This window comes from Deltaproteobacteria bacterium, assembly GCA_035063765.1.
Lineage (GTDB): Bacteria > Myxococcota_A > UBA9160 > UBA9160 > PR03 > CAADGG01.
This window is the reverse complement of record JAPSFT010000027.1, coordinates 25723-44580: the sequence shown is the minus strand read 5'-3', so window position 1 is coordinate 44580 and position 18858 is coordinate 25723. Positions and strand designations below refer to the sequence as shown.

The 18858-nt window shown below is 73.4% G+C and carries 16 protein-coding genes; 12 read left to right on the top strand and 4 right to left on the bottom strand.

All coding sequences use genetic code 11. The features are described from left to right. The 3 genes from OZ948_17205 to OZ948_17195 form a co-directional block, all read left to right on the top strand. A partial coding sequence (locus OZ948_17205; GenBank protein MEB2346465.1) for a tetratricopeptide repeat protein occupies window positions 1–836 on the top strand: 836 nt, incomplete at its 5' end. Next, window positions 833–2674 (top strand): hypothetical protein, encoded by a 1842-nt coding sequence (locus OZ948_17200; GenBank protein ID MEB2346464.1) that lies wholly within the window; start codon window positions 833–835, stop codon window positions 2672–2674. The genes OZ948_17205 and OZ948_17200, both read left to right, overlap by 4 nt. A gap of 88 nt (window positions 2675–2762) precedes the next feature. Beyond that, window positions 2763–3659 (top strand): zinc metallopeptidase, encoded by an 897-nt coding sequence (locus tag OZ948_17195; protein ID MEB2346463.1) that lies wholly within the window; start codon window positions 2763–2765, stop codon window positions 3657–3659. A gap of 14 nt (window positions 3660–3673) precedes the next feature. Here OZ948_17195 and OZ948_17190 read toward each other — a convergent pair whose 3' ends face one another. Beyond that, complete coding sequence (locus OZ948_17190) at window positions 3674–4180, bottom strand: hypothetical protein (GenBank protein MEB2346462.1); 507 nt, start codon at window positions 4178–4180, stop codon at window positions 3674–3676. A 171-nt stretch (window positions 4181–4351) separates the two neighbouring features. On the opposite strand from OZ948_17190, the gene OZ948_17185 reads away from it, so the two are divergent. The 4 genes from OZ948_17185 to OZ948_17170 all read left to right on the top strand — a co-directional run bounded on the left by OZ948_17185 (window position 4352) and on the right by OZ948_17170 (window position 9520). Continuing rightward, complete coding sequence (locus OZ948_17185; GenBank protein MEB2346461.1) at window positions 4352–5032, top strand: TetR/AcrR family transcriptional regulator; 681 nt, start codon at window positions 4352–4354, stop codon at window positions 5030–5032. A gap of 10 nt (window positions 5033–5042) precedes the next feature. Then, window positions 5043–6272 (top strand): cytochrome P450, encoded by a 1230-nt coding sequence (locus OZ948_17180; GenBank protein MEB2346460.1) that lies wholly within the window; start codon window positions 5043–5045, stop codon window positions 6270–6272. Between the two features lie 161 nt (window positions 6273–6433). Further along, a complete protein-coding gene (locus tag OZ948_17175) occupies window positions 6434–8308 on the top strand; it encodes a carboxylesterase family protein (protein MEB2346459.1) in 1875 nt (624 codons plus the stop codon). 57 nt (window positions 8309–8365) lie between these two features. Next, on the top strand, window positions 8366–9520 hold the full coding sequence (locus tag OZ948_17170; protein MEB2346458.1) for a DUF4143 domain-containing protein: 1155 nt from the start codon (window positions 8366–8368) through the stop codon (window positions 9518–9520). A 30-nt stretch (window positions 9521–9550) separates the two neighbouring features. On the opposite strand, the gene OZ948_17165 is transcribed toward OZ948_17170, so the two are convergent. From OZ948_17165 to OZ948_17155, 3 genes are all read right to left on the bottom strand, one after another. Then, window positions 9551–9910, bottom strand: coding sequence for a hypothetical protein (locus tag OZ948_17165; GenBank protein ID MEB2346457.1), 360 nt, complete (start codon window positions 9908–9910; stop codon window positions 9551–9553). Between the two features lie 1003 nt (window positions 9911–10913). Beyond that, window positions 10914–12197, bottom strand: coding sequence for a hypothetical protein (locus OZ948_17160; protein ID MEB2346456.1), 1284 nt, complete (start codon window positions 12195–12197; stop codon window positions 10914–10916). A 5-nt stretch (window positions 12198–12202) separates the two neighbouring features. Beyond that, window positions 12203–13462 (bottom strand): hypothetical protein, encoded by a 1260-nt coding sequence (locus tag OZ948_17155; GenBank protein ID MEB2346455.1) that lies wholly within the window; start codon window positions 13460–13462, stop codon window positions 12203–12205. Window positions 13463–13808: 346 nt separating this feature from the next. On the opposite strand from OZ948_17155, the gene OZ948_17150 reads away from it, so the two are divergent. From OZ948_17150 to OZ948_17130, 5 genes are read left to right on the top strand one after another with little or no spacing between them, the layout of a single operon-like run. Then, window positions 13809–15416, top strand: a complete 1608-nt coding sequence (locus OZ948_17150) for a GMC family oxidoreductase (GenBank protein MEB2346454.1) — start codon at window positions 13809–13811, stop codon at window positions 15414–15416. A gap of 13 nt (window positions 15417–15429) precedes the next feature. Beyond that, window positions 15430–15900 carry a gluconate 2-dehydrogenase subunit 3 family protein gene (locus OZ948_17145; GenBank protein MEB2346453.1) on the top strand — a complete coding sequence of 157 codons (471 nt, stop codon included), beginning with the start codon at window positions 15430–15432 and terminating at the stop codon, window positions 15898–15900. A gap of 54 nt (window positions 15901–15954) precedes the next feature. Further along, window positions 15955–16401 (top strand): putative lipoprotein, encoded by a 447-nt coding sequence (locus OZ948_17140; protein MEB2346452.1) that lies wholly within the window; start codon window positions 15955–15957, stop codon window positions 16399–16401. Beyond that, a complete protein-coding gene (locus OZ948_17135; GenBank protein MEB2346451.1) occupies window positions 16401–18284 on the top strand; it encodes a hypothetical protein in 1884 nt (627 codons plus the stop codon). The genes OZ948_17140 and OZ948_17135 overlap by 1 nt, the downstream gene beginning before the upstream one ends. Continuing rightward, the gene (locus OZ948_17130; GenBank protein ID MEB2346450.1) at window positions 18281–18700 is read left to right on the top strand and encodes a cytochrome c; all 420 of its coding nucleotides are present in this window, start codon (window positions 18281–18283) and stop codon (window positions 18698–18700) included. Before OZ948_17135 ends, OZ948_17130 begins: the two co-directional genes overlap by 4 nt. The last annotated feature ends 158 nt before the right edge of the window (window positions 18701–18858 follow it).

Genomic DNA, 18858 nt, shown 5'->3' with positions numbered 1-18858 from the left:
GCCCGGGCGCCGCGGCGCTCCGCCGCGCCGCTGCCGACCCCGACCCGCTCGTGCGGCTCGGCGCGCTCGAGGCCGCGGCGCGCGCGGCGCCGGCCGAGCGGCTCGGCGCCCTGCAGCCGCTCCTGCGCGATCCGCGGCTCGCGGTGCGGAGCGAGGCGGGGCGCGCCCTCGCGGACGTGCCGGCCCCGCTCTGGCGTCCGGCCGAGCGCGCGGCGCTCGCGGGCGCGCTCGCCGAGTACCGCGCCGCGCAGGAGGTCCAGGCCGACCGGCCCGAGGCCCACCTGAACCTGGCGCTCCTCGACCTCGCGCTCGGCGAGCCCGCGGCGGCGCGGCGCGAGTACGAGACCGCCCTACGGCTCGCGCCCGACTTCGTGCCGGCCGCCGCGAACCTCGCCGACCTCGAACGCGCCGAGGGCAACGAGGCGGCCGCCGAGGCGCTCCTGCGCCGCGCGCTCGCGAGCGCGCCCGATTCCGCCGAGCTCCACCACGCGCTCGGCCTGGCGCTCGTGCGCACGGGCCGGCGCGAGGAGGCGCTCGGCGAGCTCGAGCGGGCGGTCGCGCTGGCGCCCGCGCAGGCGCACTTCGCCTACGTGCTCGGGGTCGCGCTCCACGACGCGGGGCAGGGCGAGCGGGCGCTCGAGGTGCTCTCCGCTGCCCACCAGCGCCGCCCCGGCGATCGCGAGCTGCTCGCGGCGCTGGCGAGCCTGTCGCTCCAGGCCGGCCGGCGGGAGGAGGCGATCCGCTACGCGCGCGCGCTGGTCGGCGCCGCGCCCGACGATCCCGAGGCCCGCGCGCTCCTCGCGCAGCTCGAAGCCGATGGAGGCTCCGCCCGATGAGCCGGCTGCTCCCGATCGCCGCGCTCGCGCTCGGGCTGGCCGCCTGCGCGACTCCCGTCGGTGTCGAGCGCGCGAGCCCGCGCGAGGTGCACCGCGAGCTCGTGCGCAGCGCGCTCGGCGGCGACCAGCCGAGCGCGCCGACCCGCGAGCTCCTGACCCGCCTCGACCTGCTCGAGGCCTTCGCCCGCGAGCCGGACGCGACGATCGCGCAGCTCCACGCGGGCCTGGCGGCGGAGGGCGATCGCGACCGCCTGTACGCGCTCGCCGAGCTGTCGTTCCTCCAGGCCGAACGCAGGGGCCGCCGCGACCACGCGCTCGCGGCTGCCGTCTACGCCTACGCCTTCCTGTTCGAGGACGGCAGGCCCCCGCTCCAGGCCTTCGATCCGCGCATCCAGGTCGCGCGCCAGCTCTACAACCGCGGGCTCACGCTCGGCCTCGCCGACGAGCGGCGCGAGCACTTCGCGATCGCGAGCAGCCGCCACGCGCTGCCCTTCGGCGGGCTCGACGTCGTCGCCGAGCCCGACGCGACGGACTGGCTCGGCTGGCAGCTCGAGCGCGCGGTGCCGGCGGCGGACCTCCGGGTGCGCGGGCTGCGCAACCGCTACCGCCGGGCCGGGCTCGGCGCGCCGCTGGCCGCGGGCCTCGCGCGGCCCGCGGGCGCTGCGCTCCCCCCCGGCGCCCGCTACGTCCCCGAGCGCCTGCGCGTGCCGGTGACCGCGTTCCTGCGCATCGACGACGTGCGCGCGCAGATCGCGCGCGGGCACGTGGTGGGGCGGCTCGAGACCTTCTCCGAGGAGGAGCGGCCCGAGCTCGCCGTCGGCGGCCAGGCCGTCCCGCTCGAGCTCGAGCGCAGCTCGTCGCTCGCCTACATGCTCGAGGGGGCCCCGATCTGGGACTTCGGCTTCGCCGGCTTCCGGCTCGGCGACTACCTGCCCGGCGGCCAGCGCGAGCGGCTCGTGATGCTGCGCCCCTACGAGCCGGGGCGGATCCCGCTGGTGCTCGTCCACGGCACCTTCTCGAGCCCGGCCACCTGGGCCGAGATGATCAACGAGCTCGACAACGACCCCGAGATCGGACGCCGCTACCAGTTCTGGCTGTTCCTCTACAACACCGGCAACCCGATCGGGTACTCGGGCGGGATCCTGGCCGAGACGCTGCGGCGCGTCGTCGCCGAGCTCGACCCGGAGGGCCGGGACCCGGCGCTGCAGCGGATGGTCGTGGCCGGGCACAGCCAGGGCGGGCTCCTCACGAAGCTCACGGTCGTCGCGAGCGGCGACGCGTTCTGGCGCGGCGTCTCGCGCCGGCCGCTCGACGAGCTCGACCTCGCGCCCGCGTCCGCCGCGCTGCTGCGCCGCTCGCTCTTCTTCGAGCCGCTGCCCTTCGTCACGCGCGTGGTCTTCCTGTCCACGCCGCACCGGGGCAGCTACCTCTCCGACTTCCGGGTCGTGAGCTGGATCTCGCGGCTCGTGAAGGCCCCCACCACGATCGCGAGCACGATGCTCGACCTGGCCACCTCGGGCAGCGACGCGTTCCTCCTGCGCAGCCTCGACCGGATGCCGACGAGCCTCGACAACATGGCCTCGAACAACCCCTTCCTGCGCGCGCTCGCGGAGCTGCCGATCGCACCCGGCGTGGTCGCGAACTCGATCATCGCGGTGCGCGGCGGGCCGCCGCCCGAGGGCCGGGGGGACGGCGTCGTGCGCTTCGAGAGCGCGCACGTCGGCGGGGTCGAGTCCGAGCGGATCGTGGACTCGGGCCACTCCGTGCAGATGAGCGCGCCCGGCATCCAGGAGCTGCGGCGCATCCTCCTCGTCCACGCCGGCGTGCTCGCGCCCTGAGCCCGCGCCACGGCGCGGTACCTCCGCGCACGGCGCTGGCTAAGCTGCCCGGGGGCCGGCCAGGGGGGCAGGCCGCGGAGGGCGTGCGATGCGGTGGCGTGAGGGACGGCGCAGCCAGAACGTCGAGGACCGGCGCGGCGCGGGGATGCCGTTGGGCGGCGGCGGGCTCCGGATCGGGGGCGGCGGGATGATCCTGCTGCTGCTCGTCCTGTGGCTGCTCGGCGCGGATCCGATGGCGCTGCTCGGGATGCTGGCCGGCGGCGGCGGCGGTGGTGACCTCACGCAGGTGGATCCGGGCGGCTACGCGGGCGGGGCGCCGGCGCCCCAGGCGGGCGGAGCCGGTGACGAGCAGGCCGAGTTCGTCTCGGTCGTGCTGGCCGACACCGAGGACACCTGGGGCGAGATCTTCGCGGCGTCGGGCCAGGCGTACCAGCCGCCGCGTCTCGTGCTCTTCACCGACGTCGTGCGCTCGGCCTGCGGGATGGCGCAGGCGGCGATGGGCCCCTTCTACTGCCCGCTCGACCAGAAGGTCTACATCGACCTCGGCTTCTACCGCGACCTCCGGCAGCGCTTCCGCGCGCCCGGCGACTTCGCCCAGGCCTACGTGATCGCCCACGAGGTGGGGCACCACGTCCAGACCCTGCTCGGGATCTCCCAGCAGGTGCAGAAGCAACGCGAGCGGGTGTCGCCGGAGATGGGCAACCAGCTCTCGGTCCGGCTCGAGCTGCAGGCCGACTGCCTGGCCGGCGTCTGGGCCCATCACGCCGATCGCACGCGCCAGATCCTCGAGCAGGGCGACGTCGAGGAAGGCCTGAACGCCGCGGCCGCGATCGGCGACGACCGCATCCAGCGCCAGACCCAGGGCACGGTGGTCCCCGAGTCGTTCACCCACGGCAGCTCGGCACAGCGCGTCACCTGGTTCCGGCGCGGACTCGAGACCGGGGACATGGAGGCCTGCGACACCTTCTCGGCCGGAGCGAGCTGAGGGCGATCGGGAGCTCAGCGCCGCGGCGGAACGTCGAGGCAGATCGCGATGCCGACCGCCGGGCTGGCGTCCGCGCCGTCGAGGGCACACTCGACGGCGTCGCTGCCGCTGGCACTGGTCACCCGGCCTGCGAACGACACGTAGCCGCCGCCGGCGCGGCGCACGCAGCTCCCTCCGAGCACCCGGTCCTCGCGGCCGAGGCAGGTGGCCGCGAAGCGGCTCGCCGCGCCAGGGGTCGCGCGGCCCATCTCGAAGGTCTGGTAGGTCTCGCCGCCGGAGGCAGCGAGCCGGACGGCTTCCGTCTCGCACACCCAGCGGCCGCCGTCGCGGCGCAGCCGCTCGCCGGGTCCGCACAGATCGGAGGTCTCGCCGGCGCGCGCGTTCATCTCGGCGATCGCGGCGTCGGCCGGGACCTGGACGCGCATCGCGAGCAGCGCGGGGTCCGCCGCGGCGAAGGCCGGAAGCAGCGCGAGGGCGGCCGCCAGGACGGGCAGGGCGAGGCGGGTGGAGCAGGGGGCCATCGGGGACTCTCCTACCGGATGAGTCGCCCCGCGGTCCGATCCCGTCTCGGCCGGATGGCCACCGATCCTGAGATCTGGATCACACCCGAAGCAGGCCTTTCGGACTCCTCCCCTTGACCGGGAGCTGACCCGCTGGAAAACTAACGATCGTTAGTTTCCCTGGAGCGCCCTTTGAGTCCGCATCCCGACACCGCCTTCCCCCTCGTCCGCCCGGCCCGCCGGGGGGAGGAGACCGCCGCGCGGATCCTCGACGCCGCCGAGGAGCTCTTCGCCGAGCGCGGCTACCGCGGGACGAGCCTGCGCGACGTGGCGCTCCGGGTCGGGCTGCGCATCCCGAGCCTCTACAACCACTTCCCGAGCAAGGACGCGCTCTACGCCGCCGTCCTGGCGCGTGGGATCGGCCCGGTCGTCGAGCTGCTGACCGCGCTGGCCCGGGCGCCGGAGGCCGAGCGCAACGACCCGCGGCGGGTGATCGCGTCCGTGATGCAGCTCCTGGCGGAGCGCCCGAACCTGCCGCGCCTGGTGCTGCACGAGACGCTCGCGGGCGGCGAGCGCCTGACACCGATGCTCCGCAAATGGATGGCGCCCACCTTCACCCGGGCGCAGGCGCTCGTGGAGGAACGGGGCGCGGGCTCGCGGCCGGAGCCCGAGCAGGCGGCGCTGCTGGTGCTCGCCATGTACCACGTCGTGGTCGGCTTCTTCGCGAGCGCGCCGCTCTACCGCGAGCTCACCGGCATCGACCTCCTCGCCGCGCCGATGCTGGCCCGTCAGACCGAGCTGCTCCGGCAGCTCAGCGAGGCGCTCACCCCGGCCCTCGATTCCGCAACCGACACCTCGACCGAACCCCGCTGAGGAGTTTCCGATGGACGCCGACGTCGCCTTCCTCGAGCCCGCCACCTGGGACCGCCACATCCACGCGCGCATGCGCTGGCTGCGCGAGCACGCGCCCGTGCACTGGTCCCGCAAGGACGGCTGCTGGGTGGTCTCCAAGTTCGAGGACGTCGCCTACGTCTCGAAGCACCAGGAGCTCTTCACCTCGGGCCAGGGCGTGCGCGGGATCGACGGGCCGAAGATCGGGCTCATCGACGAGGCCGAGCCGCGCCATGGCCGGCTGCGCAACCTGATCAACAAGGGCTTCTCGCCGCGCATGGTGAAGAAGCTCGAGGTGGCCTTCCGCGAGATCACGACCGAGGCGATCGACGCGATCGCCGCCCGCGGTGAGGCCGACTTCGTCGAGGAGGTGGCGGTGCCGCTGCCGCTCTCGCTGATCGCCGAGATGATCGGGATCCGGAAGCAGGACCGGAAGAAGTTCCACGAGTGGTCCGACGCGATGATCCGCGGCGACGGCAACCAGGGCGACCCGGCGATCATGGCGGCCGCCGGCCAGGCCTTCCTGGCCTACTCGGCCTACGTGCGGGGGATCATCGAGGACCGCCGCAAGCACCCGCAGGACGACCTGGTCAGCATCCTGGTCGGCGCCAAGGACGCCGGCGTGCTCACGACCTTCGACCAGCAGCAGGACCGCACGGGGCTCGGCGAGGACCAGGTCCAGCTCGCCAACGACGAGCTGATCATGCTGCTCGTGATCCTGCTCGTGGCCGGCAACGAGACCACCCGCAACGCGATCTCGGGCGGCATGCAGCTCCTGATCGAACATCCCGACGAGCGGAAGAAGCTGATCGAGGACCCCGGGCTGATCCCCTCCGCCTGCGAGGAGATGGTGCGGATGGTGTCGCCGGTCCAGACCTTCTCGCGCACCGTCACCGAGGACACCGGGCTGCGCGGCCAGCGCCTGCGCAAGGGTGAGCGCGTGCTCATGCTCTACCCCTCCGCGAACCGCGACGCCGACGCCTTCGACGACCCCGACACCTTCCGGGTCGAGCGCAATCCGGTGCACCTCGGCTTCGGGCTCGGCCCCCACTTCTGCCTGGGTGCGAACCTGGCACGCATGGAGATGCGGGTGGCCTTCGAGGAGCTCCTGCGCCGGCTTCCGGACATGGAGTTCGCCGACGCCGAAGGCGCCGTGATCGTGCCCGCGGCGCTGGTCCGCTCGTGCACCCGGATGCGCGTGCGCTTCACGCCGGAGGCCTGAGGCGAGGCCCGCCTGCGATCCCTTCGCGCCGGGGGTCATGGACCCCCCGTAGCCCTCCGGCCGGCGGCCGCGCGACGAATCGCCGGCGGGGCAGGGCGGCTGCTGGCCCGCGTGGCCGTGGCGCTGGACCGTGCGACCATGGCGGCCGGAGGAGCCGCGCCATGTCGTCTCCGCGTGTCGTGGTGCTCGGACTCTCCTGGCTGGCGCTCGCGGCTGCAGGGCTCGCCTGCGGGCGCCCCGCCGAGCCGCTCCCGGTCGCCGATCCCGCGACCCGCCGCAGCCCGCCGGCCGGCGACGTCGTCGGCTTCACGGGCGGCTACGGCTCCCACGTCTGGCTGGGCCTCCCGTTCGCGGCGCCGCCGGTCGGCGAGCGGCGCTGGCGGGCGCCCGCGGCGGCCCCGCGCTGGGACGGCGAGCGGGCCGCGCTCGAGCACGGCGCGCCCTGCCCCCAGTACGCGAGCGTGTACGCGGGCCTGCCGCGCGGGTCCGAGGGCGTGACCGGCGACGAGGACTGCCTGGTGCTCGACGTGTGGGCACCGGCCATGGAGCCGGCCGCGGCCGCCGCCGCGCGCCTGCCGGTGATGGTGTGGTTCCACGGGGGCGGCCATTCGATCGGCGGCACGGCCTTCTACGACGGCGGCAACCTGGCACGGACCGGGCAGGTCGTGGTGGTCGCCGCCCAGTACCGGCTCGGGCCGCTCGGCTGGCTGCGCCACGAGGCGCTGCGCGCCACCGCGACGACCCCCGAGGACCGCTCGGGCAACTTCGGCACGCTCGACACGATCCGCGCGCTCGAGTGGGTGCGCGACAACGCCGCGGCCTTCGGCGGCGACCCGGGCAACGTCACGATCTTCGGCGAGTCGGCGGGCGGCACCAACGTGCTGGCCCTGCTGCTCGCGCCCTCCGGCGCCGGCCTCTTCCACCGCGCGATCCTGGAGAGCCCCGGCATGGACACCGTGGTGGCGGGCTACGCCGAGCGCTTCCACGACGACACGCCGCCCGGCCACCCGCACAGCGCCAACGAGGCGATCGTCCAGATGATGGTCTCGGAGGGATCGGCCCCGGACGGCGCCGAGGCGCGCGCGAAGCTGTCGGCAATGCCTGCTGCCGAGCTCGCCGCCTGGCTGCGCAGCCGCACGCCCGCGCAGCTCCTGGCCGGCTACACCGAGCACAGCGAGGGCATGCTCTGGTTCCCGAGCGTGTTCCGCGACGGTCACGTGATCCCCGACGCCGAGCCGCTCGCGCTGCTCGCCGCCGGCCGCTACCACCACGTGCCGACCCTCCTCGGCACCAACCGCGACGAGAACAAGCTGTTCATGGCCTTCGACCCGGAGCTGGCGCGCTGGCGCTTCGGGCTCTTCCCGCAGCCGCGCGATCCGGGGCGCTACGCCGCCCAGGCCGACGCCTCGGCGCGCGCCTGGAAGGCGCGGGCGGTCGACGAGCCGGCGCGGCGCATGCGCGCGGTCCAGGGCCCGACGGTCTACGGCTATCGCTTCGACTGGGACGAGGAGCCGAGCCTGCCCTGGCTCTACGACGGCCCGGCCATGCTCGGCGCATCGCACGGCTTCGAGATCCCCTTCGTGTTCGGGCACTGGGACCTGGGGCCCGAGTCGAGCCGGCTCTTCACGCGCTGGAACCGCGAGGGCCGCGAGGCGCTCTCGGCGGCGATGCTGTCGTACTGGGCGCAGTTCGCGGCGACCGGCGCGCCCGGCCGCGGCCGCAACGGCGAACTGCCCGAGTGGCAGCCGTGGGACGCCTCCAGCCCGGAGGCACCGAAGTACGCCGTGCTCGACACGCCGGCCGGCGGCGGCGTGCGCATGGCCAGCGAGACCTGGACGCTCGAGCGCGTGGTCGCCGAGCTGCTCGCCGACCCGCGCGTGCACGACGACCGCACCCGCTGCGCGGTGCTGCGCGCGATGGCGCTCTCGGACGACCTGCCGCGCGACCAGTACGCGAGCGCGGGCGGGGGCGCGTGCGCGGACTACGCGCTCGACGCGTACCCGTGGCCCGACGTCGCGGCGGCGGACGCGCGCTGACGGGAGGTCGGCGCCCCATGGATGACTACTTCAAATTATCATGATAATTTGAAGTAGATGTTCAAGCGCTCTCTCACCCTCCCGGAGCCCGGGGTCGAGACCTTCTTCCTGTGGGGGCCTCGGCAGACGGGCAAGAGCACGCTCCTGCGCGAGCGCTACGGCCAGGGCCGCTGGGTCGAGCTCTTGAAGGCCGAGGAGTTCCGGCGCTACCTGGCCCGCCCCGAGCGGCTGCGCCAGGAGCTGGAGGCCGAGCCCCCTGGGCCTCGCGAGCAGATCGTGATCGACGAGATCCAGAAGCTGCCGGCGCTCCTCGACGAGGTGCACTGGCTGATCGAGAACCGCGGACTCCACTTCGCCCTCTGTGGGTCGAGCGCGCGCAAGGTGCGGCGCGGCGCCGCAAACCTCCTCGGCGGCCGCGCGATCCGCTACGAGCTCCACGGGCTCACCGCCAGCGAGCTCGGCCGCGACTTCGATCTCGATCGCCTGCTCAACCACGGCTATCTGCCGCGGATCTACGAGGCGAGCCGGCCCGCGCGGATGCTCGACGCCTACATCGCCGACTACCTGAAGGAGGAGGTGGCCGCCGAAGGGCTGGTACGCAATCTCCCCACCTTCTCCGACTTCCTGGACGTCGCCGCCCTCTCCGACGGCGAGCTCGTGAACTTCTCCAACATCGCCCGGGAATGCGGGGTCTCGAGCCACACGACCAGGAGCCACTTCGAGATCCTCGAGGACACGCTCCTCGGGCGCTGGCTCCCGGCGTATCGCAAGCGACCGAAGCGCCGGGTGATCGGGGCGCCGAAGTTCTACTTCGTCGATGTGGGGGTCGTGAACCGGCTGGCACGGCGCGGCGAGCTGCGCGCCGGCTCCGAGCTCTACGGCAAGGCCTTCGAGAACTGGGTCTTCCACGAGCTCTCCGCGTTCGTGAGCTACCGCGGCGAGGGTGGTAGGCAGCTCTCCTACTGGCGGCTCGCGAGCGGCATCGAGGTCGACTTCATCGTCGGCGACATGCAGGTGGCGATCGAGGCGAAGTCGAGCGAGCGGATCACCCGTGACCACCTCCAGGGGCTGCGGAGCCTGGCCGAGGACCACCCGCGCGTGGGACGCCGCATCGTCGTGTGCCGGGAGCCGCGGGCGCGCACGACCGACGACGGCATCGAGATCCTCCCCGTCGCGACCTTCGTGCGGAGGCTCTGGGGCGGCGAGCTCTGATCCCAGCCCGGGCGCGCGTGCCGCGCTCGGTCATGCCGTCGAGGTCGAGCTGCTGGAGCCGGCCCAGAGGGTCGCTTCGAGCGAGTCGAGCTCGCGCTCCAGCTCGGGGAGCGGGCGCCCCAGCGCGTGCTCGCGCGCCTTGGCCAGGGCCTGCGCCGCCCGGGCGCGGTCGCCCGGCGCCTCGCGGGCGAGCAGCGCATGGGCCTGTGCGACCCCCGTCCGAACCACCCAGAGGCGGGCTCCGGCCCGAGCCTCCGCAGCCAGCGCCTGCTCGAAGCGGCGAAGGGCGTCGTCCACACGTCCGCGTGTCGACGCCAGCAGGCCCAGGTGGTGCGCGATCGGCCCGTAGTACACGAGGCCGCCGCCCGCGACGACGGACCGCTCGAACAACACCTCTCCTGGGCGTCCGCCCATGGCCGCTTTTCAGACGTCCACCGAGGCGAACAGACGCCCCCGGCGGTCGATCGTGGCAGCGTGGAGGTAGCGAGTCGTGCGCATGGGCGAGAGCTCGCGCCACGCGTCTGTAGCGGCGTCCCCTACCTCCATCGACGCGCTTGGCATCGGTCGAGCAGATCGGTCTCGATATGGTCTCGCAAGGCCTCCAGTGATGTAGACCAGGTTCTTCGACGTAGCAGTGGTAGGTGTGAATCTGAAGAGCGAGGGCCCCGTCGCGATCCAGCGTGCCTCCACGGGCGGCCCGCCTTGCGGTTCGAGATCAGGCGCCGTGACTGCGGCTTCGACCTCGCCCCAGGCCCGAGCGAGCGGATCGAACGGAATCCAATACGACACGCCGTACCAGCGCGGCTTGCCCGCCGGATCCGCACGACCCGCCTGTACTTCGTGGTGTACTCGCTCCGCGCTGCTGACTTCCTTGCCGACGACCGTCCTCTCCATCACTCCGCTCTTGTCGATCCGATCGACTACGTGTCTCTCGTAACCACGCATAGGAATCGACGAAAGCTCCGGACCGCGGCTCCATGCTCCGGATCCAGGGTCGTAGATCACCAATGCAAAGATGCCGACTCCGTGTTGGTTGGATCGACGGTCCGGGCGAACCTCGCCCCCATAGACGTAGAGCCGCCCATCGAGGCCGACGCCTGGTGTATGAAACCAGCGTGGTTCAGGCATGGGCGCCACGGAAGTCCACGTCGAAGCAAGCGCAGGAGCCGCAACGAAAGCCACAAGCAGTGATCCGGGTAGCCAACCGCTCACGGGCAGTCCTCGCCCTGCGCGGTCGCGTCGGTGCCGGCTCGGAAGTGATCGAAGACCTGCGCGCTGGTGCGCCGGCGGGTCAACGCGGGCACCACACGCGCCGGTCGAGGGTGCTCTCCCCCTGCGCGCTCGAGACCGGCACCACGCCGTCGCCCGCCTGTGGAGTGGACCCGACGCCCGCTCATCCGCGATCCGGGGGTGCGACAACGGGCCGGGGCGCCCCGCTCGCGGTGTCGAGCACCTCGACCGAGGCCGTACCGCGGCGCTGGTGGCGGCTCTCGTTCACGATCCCGCCCACCGCGTAGATGCGCCCCATAGCATCCACCGCCACCGCGTGGTGGAAACGCCCGTGGCGCAACGGCGGCCCCTCGCTCCAGCGATCGGTCTCCGGGTCGTAGACGAAGACGGAGCGGCTTCCCACCGGCTCCGAGTACGACACCGCGCCGCCCACCACGTAGATCTTCCCGTCCGCACCGAGCGCGGCGGCCATCGCGTGACGGCCCTCGGGCATCGGCGAGCGCTCGCTCCAGGTGTCGGTCGCCGGGTCGTAGACCTCCACCGAGCGCAACGCCTCCTTCCCGTATGCCCGCATCTCGCGGGCTGCGGCCTGGAAGGCCTCCTCGGTCTCGTAGTCCTCCTGGTGCACCGACCCCTTGTGGCCGTAGCCACCGAACACGTACAGCTTGCCGTCGGTTCCGAACGCGCCCGCGAACTCCTGCCGCGCCCGGCGCATCGGTCGCCGCTCCTTCCATTCTCCAGTCGCCGGCTCGTAGACTTGGACCACAGCGAGCAGTTCCCACTGGTGCCACGACCGTGGATCGCGTTCGTGCCGGTTCAGCGGATAGCCCGTTCCTCCGGCGAGGTAGATCGTGCCGTCGGGCGCGGTCGCGGTGACTCCGCCAGCGTGCACGACCCGCGGCACCGGCGGTAGCCATGCCCGCGTCTCGATGTCGGAGCGAGGCAGGAACCCCTGATCCCAAACGCCACGCATTGGGTCGAAGTACACCGGACCCGCCTCGCCGAACCAGTAGATCCGTCCGTCGCGCCCCGAGGCGCCCGGCGGCTTCTCGTAGCGAAGGCCCACCTTGTACTCCCGCCACCGGATCTCGCTGATCGGCGGGAGATCCTTGTCCCCAGCGCGCCGCCATCGGATCGGATTCCGCTCGAGGGCGCGCTGTCTCGTGATACCTGGCCCACGTCGCCAGGCATTCGCCTTGGGATCGAAGATGTCGAGCGCGCGCTCCCCGACCCCGTACTTGCGCCCCTCGGGTACGGGTGCGGTGTAACCGCCGAAGGCGTACACGCGCCCTTCGAGGTCGCAGGCCGCAACGTGCATCCAGCGCGGTTCGGGGAGCGACGCGACCTCCTGCCAGGTGCCAGCCGAGGGAGAGGCCGCCACGCCGGAGAGCGAGACGCCGATCAAGATTGCGGCGGTGGTCGCGGCCACCTCTCGAAGGCTCGGCATGCGGGTCATCCGCGATCGGGCGGTGCGGGTACCGCAGGCGGCGCCGAGGTTGCCGTGTCGAGCACCTCGACCGATGCCGTGCCGCGGCGCTGGTACAGGCTCTCGTTCACGATGCCGCCCACCGCGTAGATGCGTCCCGCCGGGCCCACCGCCACGGCGTGGTGGAAGCGGCCATGGCGCAGCGGCGGCCCCTCGCTCCAGCGGTCGAGCCTCGGGTCATAGATGTAGACCGTGCGGCTTCCGATCGGCCGGCCGTAGGACACCGCGCCGCCCACCACGTAGATCTTTCCGTCCGCACCGAGCGCGGCGCCCATTGCGTGGCGGCCTTCGGGCATGGGCGAGCGCTCGCTCCAGGTATCCGTCGCCGGGTCGTAGACGGCGACAGCCCGCAGAGGCTTGTCTGCAGCCTCTAGCATCTCGCGGCCTGCGGCCTCGAACTCCTCGTCCGTCTCGAAGTCCTCGCTGCGGACCACCAACTCTCGATCGAACCCACCGAATACGTACAGCTTGCCATCCGGACCGAAAGCGCCCGCAGACTCCTGCCGCGGCCGCGGCATCGGACGGCGTTCCTGCCAGTCATTCTTCGCCGGATCGTAGACCTCCATGCTCGCCAGGAGCTCCCACGTCTCTCCCAGCTCACGCTCCCCGCGGTGGAGCGCATGACCGACCCCTCCGACGAGATAGATCCTGCCGTCCGGGGCCGTGGCGGTCACACCCGACATTCGGATCATTCGCGGCACTGGCGGAAGCCATCTCTTGGTGTCGTTGTCGGAGATGGGCAGGAACGCTTGGTCCCACACTTTTCTCTCGGGATCGAAGAACACTGGAGCTGCTTCTCCGAACCAGTAGATCTTCCCGTCCCGCCCCGCGGCGCCCGACGGCTTCTCGTAGCCCAGCCGGCCGTCGTATTCCCGCCAATCGATCCACTCCCGGATCGGGGGGGACTTGATGTCGCCAGCGCGGCGCACGCGGCGCGTATTGCGATGGAGCGCACGGTAGGCCTTCACCCCAGGCCCGCGGCTCCACACGTTCTTCTCGGGATCAAAGATGTCGAGCGCGCGGTCTCCGATCCCGTACTTGCGGCCACCGGGTACGGGTGCCGTGTAACCGCCATAGGCATACACACGCCCCTCCAGGTCGCAGGCGGCCACGTGCATCCAGCGCGGCTCGGGCAGGGGTGCGACCTCGCGCCAGCTCGCCGCTGAGACCGATGGAGCTGCGGTACCGAGCGCCAGCATGACCATCGATACGAATCGGAGACGCATTCCCGGGACGATCCTCCTCAGGGCGCGGAGGGCGCGATCGTGAAGCTCCGATCGGGTGGCTCGAGCGGCACCTTGAGGCCAACCGAGCCCCTCGGGACGATCCCCGCCGAGCCCGTTGCCGGAGACGACCGCGAAGCTCTCTCCCTCGCTGCTCGTGTCCGGGTCCCCTCCTCGTCCTCCACTCCAATGCGTAGGACCACGCACGATCGACCAGGGACATCACCATTGCCCTCGCGCTTCCCGACCATTCAGCGGGTCCGGCGAGCGCGGCGCCCGACTTCGGCGCGGGGCCGCCGCCGGCGGCCGGCGTGGGCTGCGGTAGGATCCGCGCGCCCGAGGAGGAGCGATGGCGGAAGGGGATCCCGTCGACGTGCTGATCGTCGGCGCCGGCGCGGCCGGCGCGGCCTTCGCGTGGAGCCTGGCCGGGACGCGCATGGACATCCTGTGCCTCGAGCAGGGCGACTGGATGAACCCGGCCGCGTACCCGGCCACGGGCATGGACTGGGAGATCCGCGGACAGGGGGACTTCGCGCTCTCCCCGAACGTCCGCCGGCGCGCCGCGGACTATCCCGTCAACGACGCCGCCTCGCCGATCTCGATCTCGAACTTCAACGCCGTGGGCGGCGGCACGATCCTCTACGCCGGCCACTTCCCGCGCATGAAGCCGAGCGATTTCCGCACCCGCTCGCTCGACGGCGTCGGCGACGACTGGCCGATCGACTACGACACCCTCGCGCCCTACTGGGCCGAGAACGACCGCATGATGGGCGTCGCGGGCCTGGCCGGCGATCCGGCCTATCCGCCCAAGGAGGTGCCGCTCCCGCCGGTGCCCCTGGGCCGCACCGGCGAGGCGATCGCCCGCGGCTTCGACGCGCTCGGCTGGCACTGGTGGCCCTCCGACAGCGCGATCGCCACGCGCGCCTACGAGGGCCGCGCGCCCTGCCTCAACCTGGGCACCTGCCTGACCGGATGCGCGCAGGGTGCCAAGGCCAGCACGGATCTCACCTACTGGCCGGCCGCGATCCGCCGCGGCGTCCGCCTCCAGACGCGCGCCCGCGTGCGCGAGATCCTCCTGCGCGAGGACGGCATGGCGGACGGCGTCGTCTACTACGACGCCGACGGCGTCGAGCGCCGCCAGCGCGCCGAGATCGTGGTGCTCGCGTGCAACGGCGTCGGCACGCCGCGGCTCCTCCTGAACTCGACCTCGAAGCGCTTCCCGGACGGGCTCGCGAACCGCAGCGGGCTGGTCGGTCGCAATCTCATGTTCCATCCCTACGCGATGGTGCTCGGCGTCTTCGACGAGAACCTCGACAGCTCGCGCGGCCCCACCGGCTGTGGCCTGTGGAGCCACGAGTTCTACGAGACCGACCGCGCGCGCGGCTTCGTGCGCGGCTTCAGCTTCGAGCTGATGCGCGGCCTCGGTCCGCTGTCGACGGCGCTCTGGGGGTTCGGGAAGGGCCTGGTGCCCTGGGGCGAAGGCCACCACCGCGCGCAGGCGGAGCTGCTCGACCACACGGCCGGCCTCCTCGCGATCTGCGAGGACCTGCCCGAGCCCCACAACCGCGTGACCCTCGATCCCGAGCTCCGCGACGCGCACGGGATCCCGGCACCCCGGATCGAGTACCAGCTCAGCGAGAACAGCCGCCGCATGCTCGACTTCGGGGCGGCGCGCGCCTCCGAGGTGCTCCGCGCGGCGGGCGCGCGGCGCACCTTCGTCGAGGCGCCGCTCGGGGTGGCGGGCTGGCACCTGATGGGCACCGCGCGGATGGGTACCGACCCGGAGCGCTCGGTCGTGAACGAGTGGGGCCGCGCGCACGACGTGCGCAATCTCTTCGTGATCGACGGCAGCATCTTCGTCACCGCCGGCGCCGTGAACCCGACCTGCACGATCCAGGGCCTCGCGCTCCACGTCGCGGACCGGATCCAGAAGAACCTCGGCAACCTCTTCGACTGAGGAGACCTGCGCGATGACCGTGGACGAAAGCGGGCTCGACGCCGCGGCCGAGGCGGCCCTCCCGGGCCTGCTCGACGAGCTCCTGCCGGCGCGCCCCGACGGCACGCTCCCCGGGGCGGGCGCGCTCGGGCTGGCGGACGAGCTGCTGCGTGCACTGCGCGAGAAGCCCGAGCTGCGGCCCGCGATCGCGCCCGGCCTCGCGGCGCTCGCCGCGAGCCTGCGCGCGCGGGCTGCGGCGACCCTCGGCGCGCTTCCGCCCGCCGAGCGGCGTGCCGTGCTCGACGAGCTGGCCGCCCGTGCGCCCGCCTGCCTGCCCACGCTCGCCTTCCTCGGCTTCGCCGCCTACTACCAGGATCCACGCGTGCTCGTAGCGCTCGGCCGCGAGGCCCGGCCGCCTTTCCCGCAGGGCTTCGAGCTGCCCCCCTTCGACGCGGCGCTGCTCGCGAAGGTGCGCGGGCGCCCGCCCTTCCATCGCGCCGGCTGAGCCGCTTCGGGTAGCTTCCGGCCGCCGCCGCCATCCCGCGGCCCGGAGGGAACCATGCAATCCACCGTCGCGATCCTCGCCGTCGCCGGCTCGCTCGTGCTCGCGGCGGGCTGCACGAGCCTGAGCGACAGCTCGACCAGCATCGGGCGCTCGAGCAACGCGCTCTCCGACTCGATCGCACACTCCTCCGAGAGCTCCTCGCGTTCGAGCGGTGAGCGGCAGGCCGCCTTCCGCCGCGACGTGCGCAGCTACGCCGCGAGCTTCGCCAGCGACGGCACCGACGTAGCAGTGCTCGAGCGCGATCTCGGCGCGCTCGCGCGCAGCCACGGAATGCTCGATTGGGAGCGCGACGACGGCACCTGGCTCGAGCTGGGCAAGGGCTTCGCACAGGCTGGCCTCGACGAGCGGCGCTTCAGCGAGTGGTCCGGCCAGCTCGCGCCGCAGGATGCGCGCCGGCGCGCGCTCCTCGAGCAGGGCTTCGGATCCCACAGCACGCGTTGATGCCGATGCGGCGGGTCGCCCTCGCGCTCGCGGCGGTCCTGGCGCTGTCCGCCCCGGGTCGATCGCGTGCCGCCGCGCTCGACTACCTGTACGTCGAGGCGAATACCGGCGGGTCGAGCGGCGGCCACGTGGCGCTGCGTCTGGGCGAGCGGGTCTTCGACTTCCAGCACGGCGAGGGCGACACCCTACGGCTGCGCCGGAGCGACTGGGCGGAGTTCCGCTACCGCACGGCGGTGCGCGGCAACCGCACGATCCACGCCGCCCGCGTCGAGCTCGAGCCCGCGGACCTCGATCTCGTCCGGCGCGGCTTCGATGCGCGCTTCTTCGCCTGGGATCGTCACTTCGAGGTGTGGGATGCGCTGCGGGCCGACCGCGAGCTCCTGGAGGCGCTGCGGGCGCGCCGCGCGGGCAGGGCCGAGGCCGCGCTGCCGCCGATCGAGGGAACGGGCCTGTTCGCCGGGCAGGCAGGCGCGGGCGAGTCGGCATCGACGCGCGCCCTGCGCGAGCGCATCGCGAGGCGCTACGGCCCGGGCTACCTGGCCGTGCGCCTGCACGCGCTCGAGACGCGCCTCGCTGCGCTCGCACCCGCTCCCGGGCCCGCACCGCCTCCGCTCGTCGACCCCGAGCGCCTGCCGGCCCGGGAGTACGGCTTCGCGGAGCGCCGGCGCGACCTGGTCCAGTGGATCGCGGGGCTGCGCGCGCTCGCGCGCGCCGCGCCGCTGCGTGATGGCGTGCTGCGCGACGAGGGTGCCGGCGCGCCGGTGCTCGATGCGGCCGAGAGGGCCGGCCTCGTCGCCTGGGCCCGGCGGCTCGAAACCTCGCTCGTCGAGCTGGTGGCTTCGAAGCGCGTGGACGGTGGGCTCGCGCTCCTGGTCGGGATGGCGCGGCTCGACGCCGTGCGCCGCAGCCTGGCCGCCGGGCGCCTCGTCCTGCTCGACGATCTTCCGGCCGGCGCCGAGGCCCACGTGGCACGCGCGGGCGATCCCTACCTCGAGGAGCTGCGCGCGCACGCGGCGCTGCGGCTCGAGCGGGCTCGCGCGCGGCTCGCGGCGCCCGAGCCGCTCGACGAGGTCGGTTACGACACCCTGGAGGAGGCCGGCAACGCCTGGCTCGAGCTCGACGCCGCGCTGACCCGCGGCCGGCCGCTCCGACTCCACGAGGGCGAGCGGATCCCGGCCCCGGCGGCCGTGCTCGAAGGGCTCGCGGAGCCACGGGTCGGAAGCGCCTCGCTGCGTCGCGCCGTGGCCACCGCCCGCGCGCGCGAGCGTGCCTACGGGGCCGCGCTGCGCGAAGCCTTCGCCTACCACCTCGTGACGCGCAACTGCGTGACGGAGCTCTTCGCGACGCTCGCCCGCGCGGGCGGCCCCGCTGCGCCGCCGGGCGCGCTGCGCTTCGTGCCCTTCGTCTCCTTCGACGCGGTGCTCGGGAGCTGGCCCGTCGCCGCGCAGTGGGAGGCGCCGGCCTACCGGCGCGCCCGGCTCGCGGCGCTCTACGCCGCCGAGAACGATCTGCGCGTCCGGCTACGCGAGTCCAACACGCTCACCTCCACCCTGTACCGGCGCGATCGCGACGACGGGTTCTTCCTCTTCTTCAGCGACGACGCCCCGTGGCTGCGGCCGCTGCTCGGCGCGGCCAACCTCGCCGGCGCGCTCGGCTGGTCCGCACTCGGCATCGTGCGGCTGCCCTTCGATCGCGGCGCCATGCTCCGCCAGGGCCTCGAGAGCGCGGTCTACAGCCTTCCCGAGCTTGGGTTCGTGAGCCTCCGCAAGGGCAGGATGCGCTACGGGCCGCTCCCCCGGGTGGTCGGCGCGCCGACGTTCTCGCAGGCGGAGACGGCCGCCGCTTTCGCCGGGCCGCGCGCTGCGGCAAGCTCGCCACCGTGACGCTCCGGGTCCTGGCTGCCCTTGCCGTATCGCTGCTCGCCGCCGCGGTCACCGCCGCCGCCGACCAGCCGCCGCCGGCGTCGCCGCTCGCCGCCTCCGGCAAGGCGCTCTACGTCCGACACTGCGCCGTGTGTCATGGCCGCTCCGCCACCGGCGACGGCCCCTTCCGTGGCGTGCTCACGGTCCCTCCCACGAACCTCACTCGCATCGCCGCTCGCCGCGGCGGCACCTTCCCGCGCGACGAGATCGCCGCCTACGTCGACGGCCGCTTCGTGCCGGAGGCGCACGGCACCCGCGAGATGCCGGTCTGGGGCCGCTGGCTCGGCCAGCCGATCGCTCCCGGCGTCGAGCCCGACGAGATGACGCGCGGCGAGATCCTCGCGATCCTGACCTACCTGGAGACGCTGCAGCGCTAGGGTCCCGCGTCGGACGTCCGCCGGCGAGGTCTCGAGCCGTCGCTGCCGCCGGGGTGTGCACCGAGATCGCGCCTGCGGGCCGCTCGCAGGGCGCACGGCAGAGCCACGGCCGTCGCCATGGGGAGGAAGCGCAACGCGGCGAGCGGCCCCGTAGCCGC

Bases quoted from the DNA above. Each gene is read 5' to 3' on its own strand.
- OZ948_17200 (MEB2346464.1), top strand. From the start codon at position 833: ATGAGCCGGCTGCTCCCGATCGCCGCGCTCGCGCTCGGGCTGGCCGCC.
- OZ948_17150 (MEB2346454.1), top strand. From the start codon at position 13,809: ATGGCGGAAGGGGATCCCGTCGACGTGCTGATCGTCGGCGCCGGCGCG.
- OZ948_17190 (MEB2346462.1), bottom strand. From the start codon at position 4,180: ATGGCCCCCTGCTCCACCCGCCTCGCCCTGCCCGTCCTGGCGGCCGCC.
- OZ948_17145 (MEB2346453.1), top strand. From the start codon at position 15,430: ATGACCGTGGACGAAAGCGGGCTCGACGCCGCGGCCGAGGCGGCCCTC.
- OZ948_17170 (MEB2346458.1), top strand. From the start codon at position 8,366: ATGTTCAAGCGCTCTCTCACCCTCCCGGAGCCCGGGGTCGAGACCTTC.
- OZ948_17140 (MEB2346452.1), top strand. From the start codon at position 15,955: ATGCAATCCACCGTCGCGATCCTCGCCGTCGCCGGCTCGCTCGTGCTC.
- OZ948_17155 (MEB2346455.1), bottom strand. From the start codon at position 13,462: ATGCGTCTCCGATTCGTATCGATGGTCATGCTGGCGCTCGGTACCGCA.
- OZ948_17135 (MEB2346451.1), top strand. From the start codon at position 16,401: ATGCCGATGCGGCGGGTCGCCCTCGCGCTCGCGGCGGTCCTGGCGCTG.
- OZ948_17175 (MEB2346459.1), top strand. From the start codon at position 6,434: ATGTCGTCTCCGCGTGTCGTGGTGCTCGGACTCTCCTGGCTGGCGCTC.
- OZ948_17195 (MEB2346463.1), top strand. From the start codon at position 2,763: ATGCGGTGGCGTGAGGGACGGCGCAGCCAGAACGTCGAGGACCGGCGC.
- OZ948_17180 (MEB2346460.1), top strand. From the start codon at position 5,043: ATGGACGCCGACGTCGCCTTCCTCGAGCCCGCCACCTGGGACCGCCAC.
- OZ948_17160 (MEB2346456.1), bottom strand. From the start codon at position 12,197: ATGCCGAGCCTTCGAGAGGTGGCCGCGACCACCGCCGCAATCTTGATC.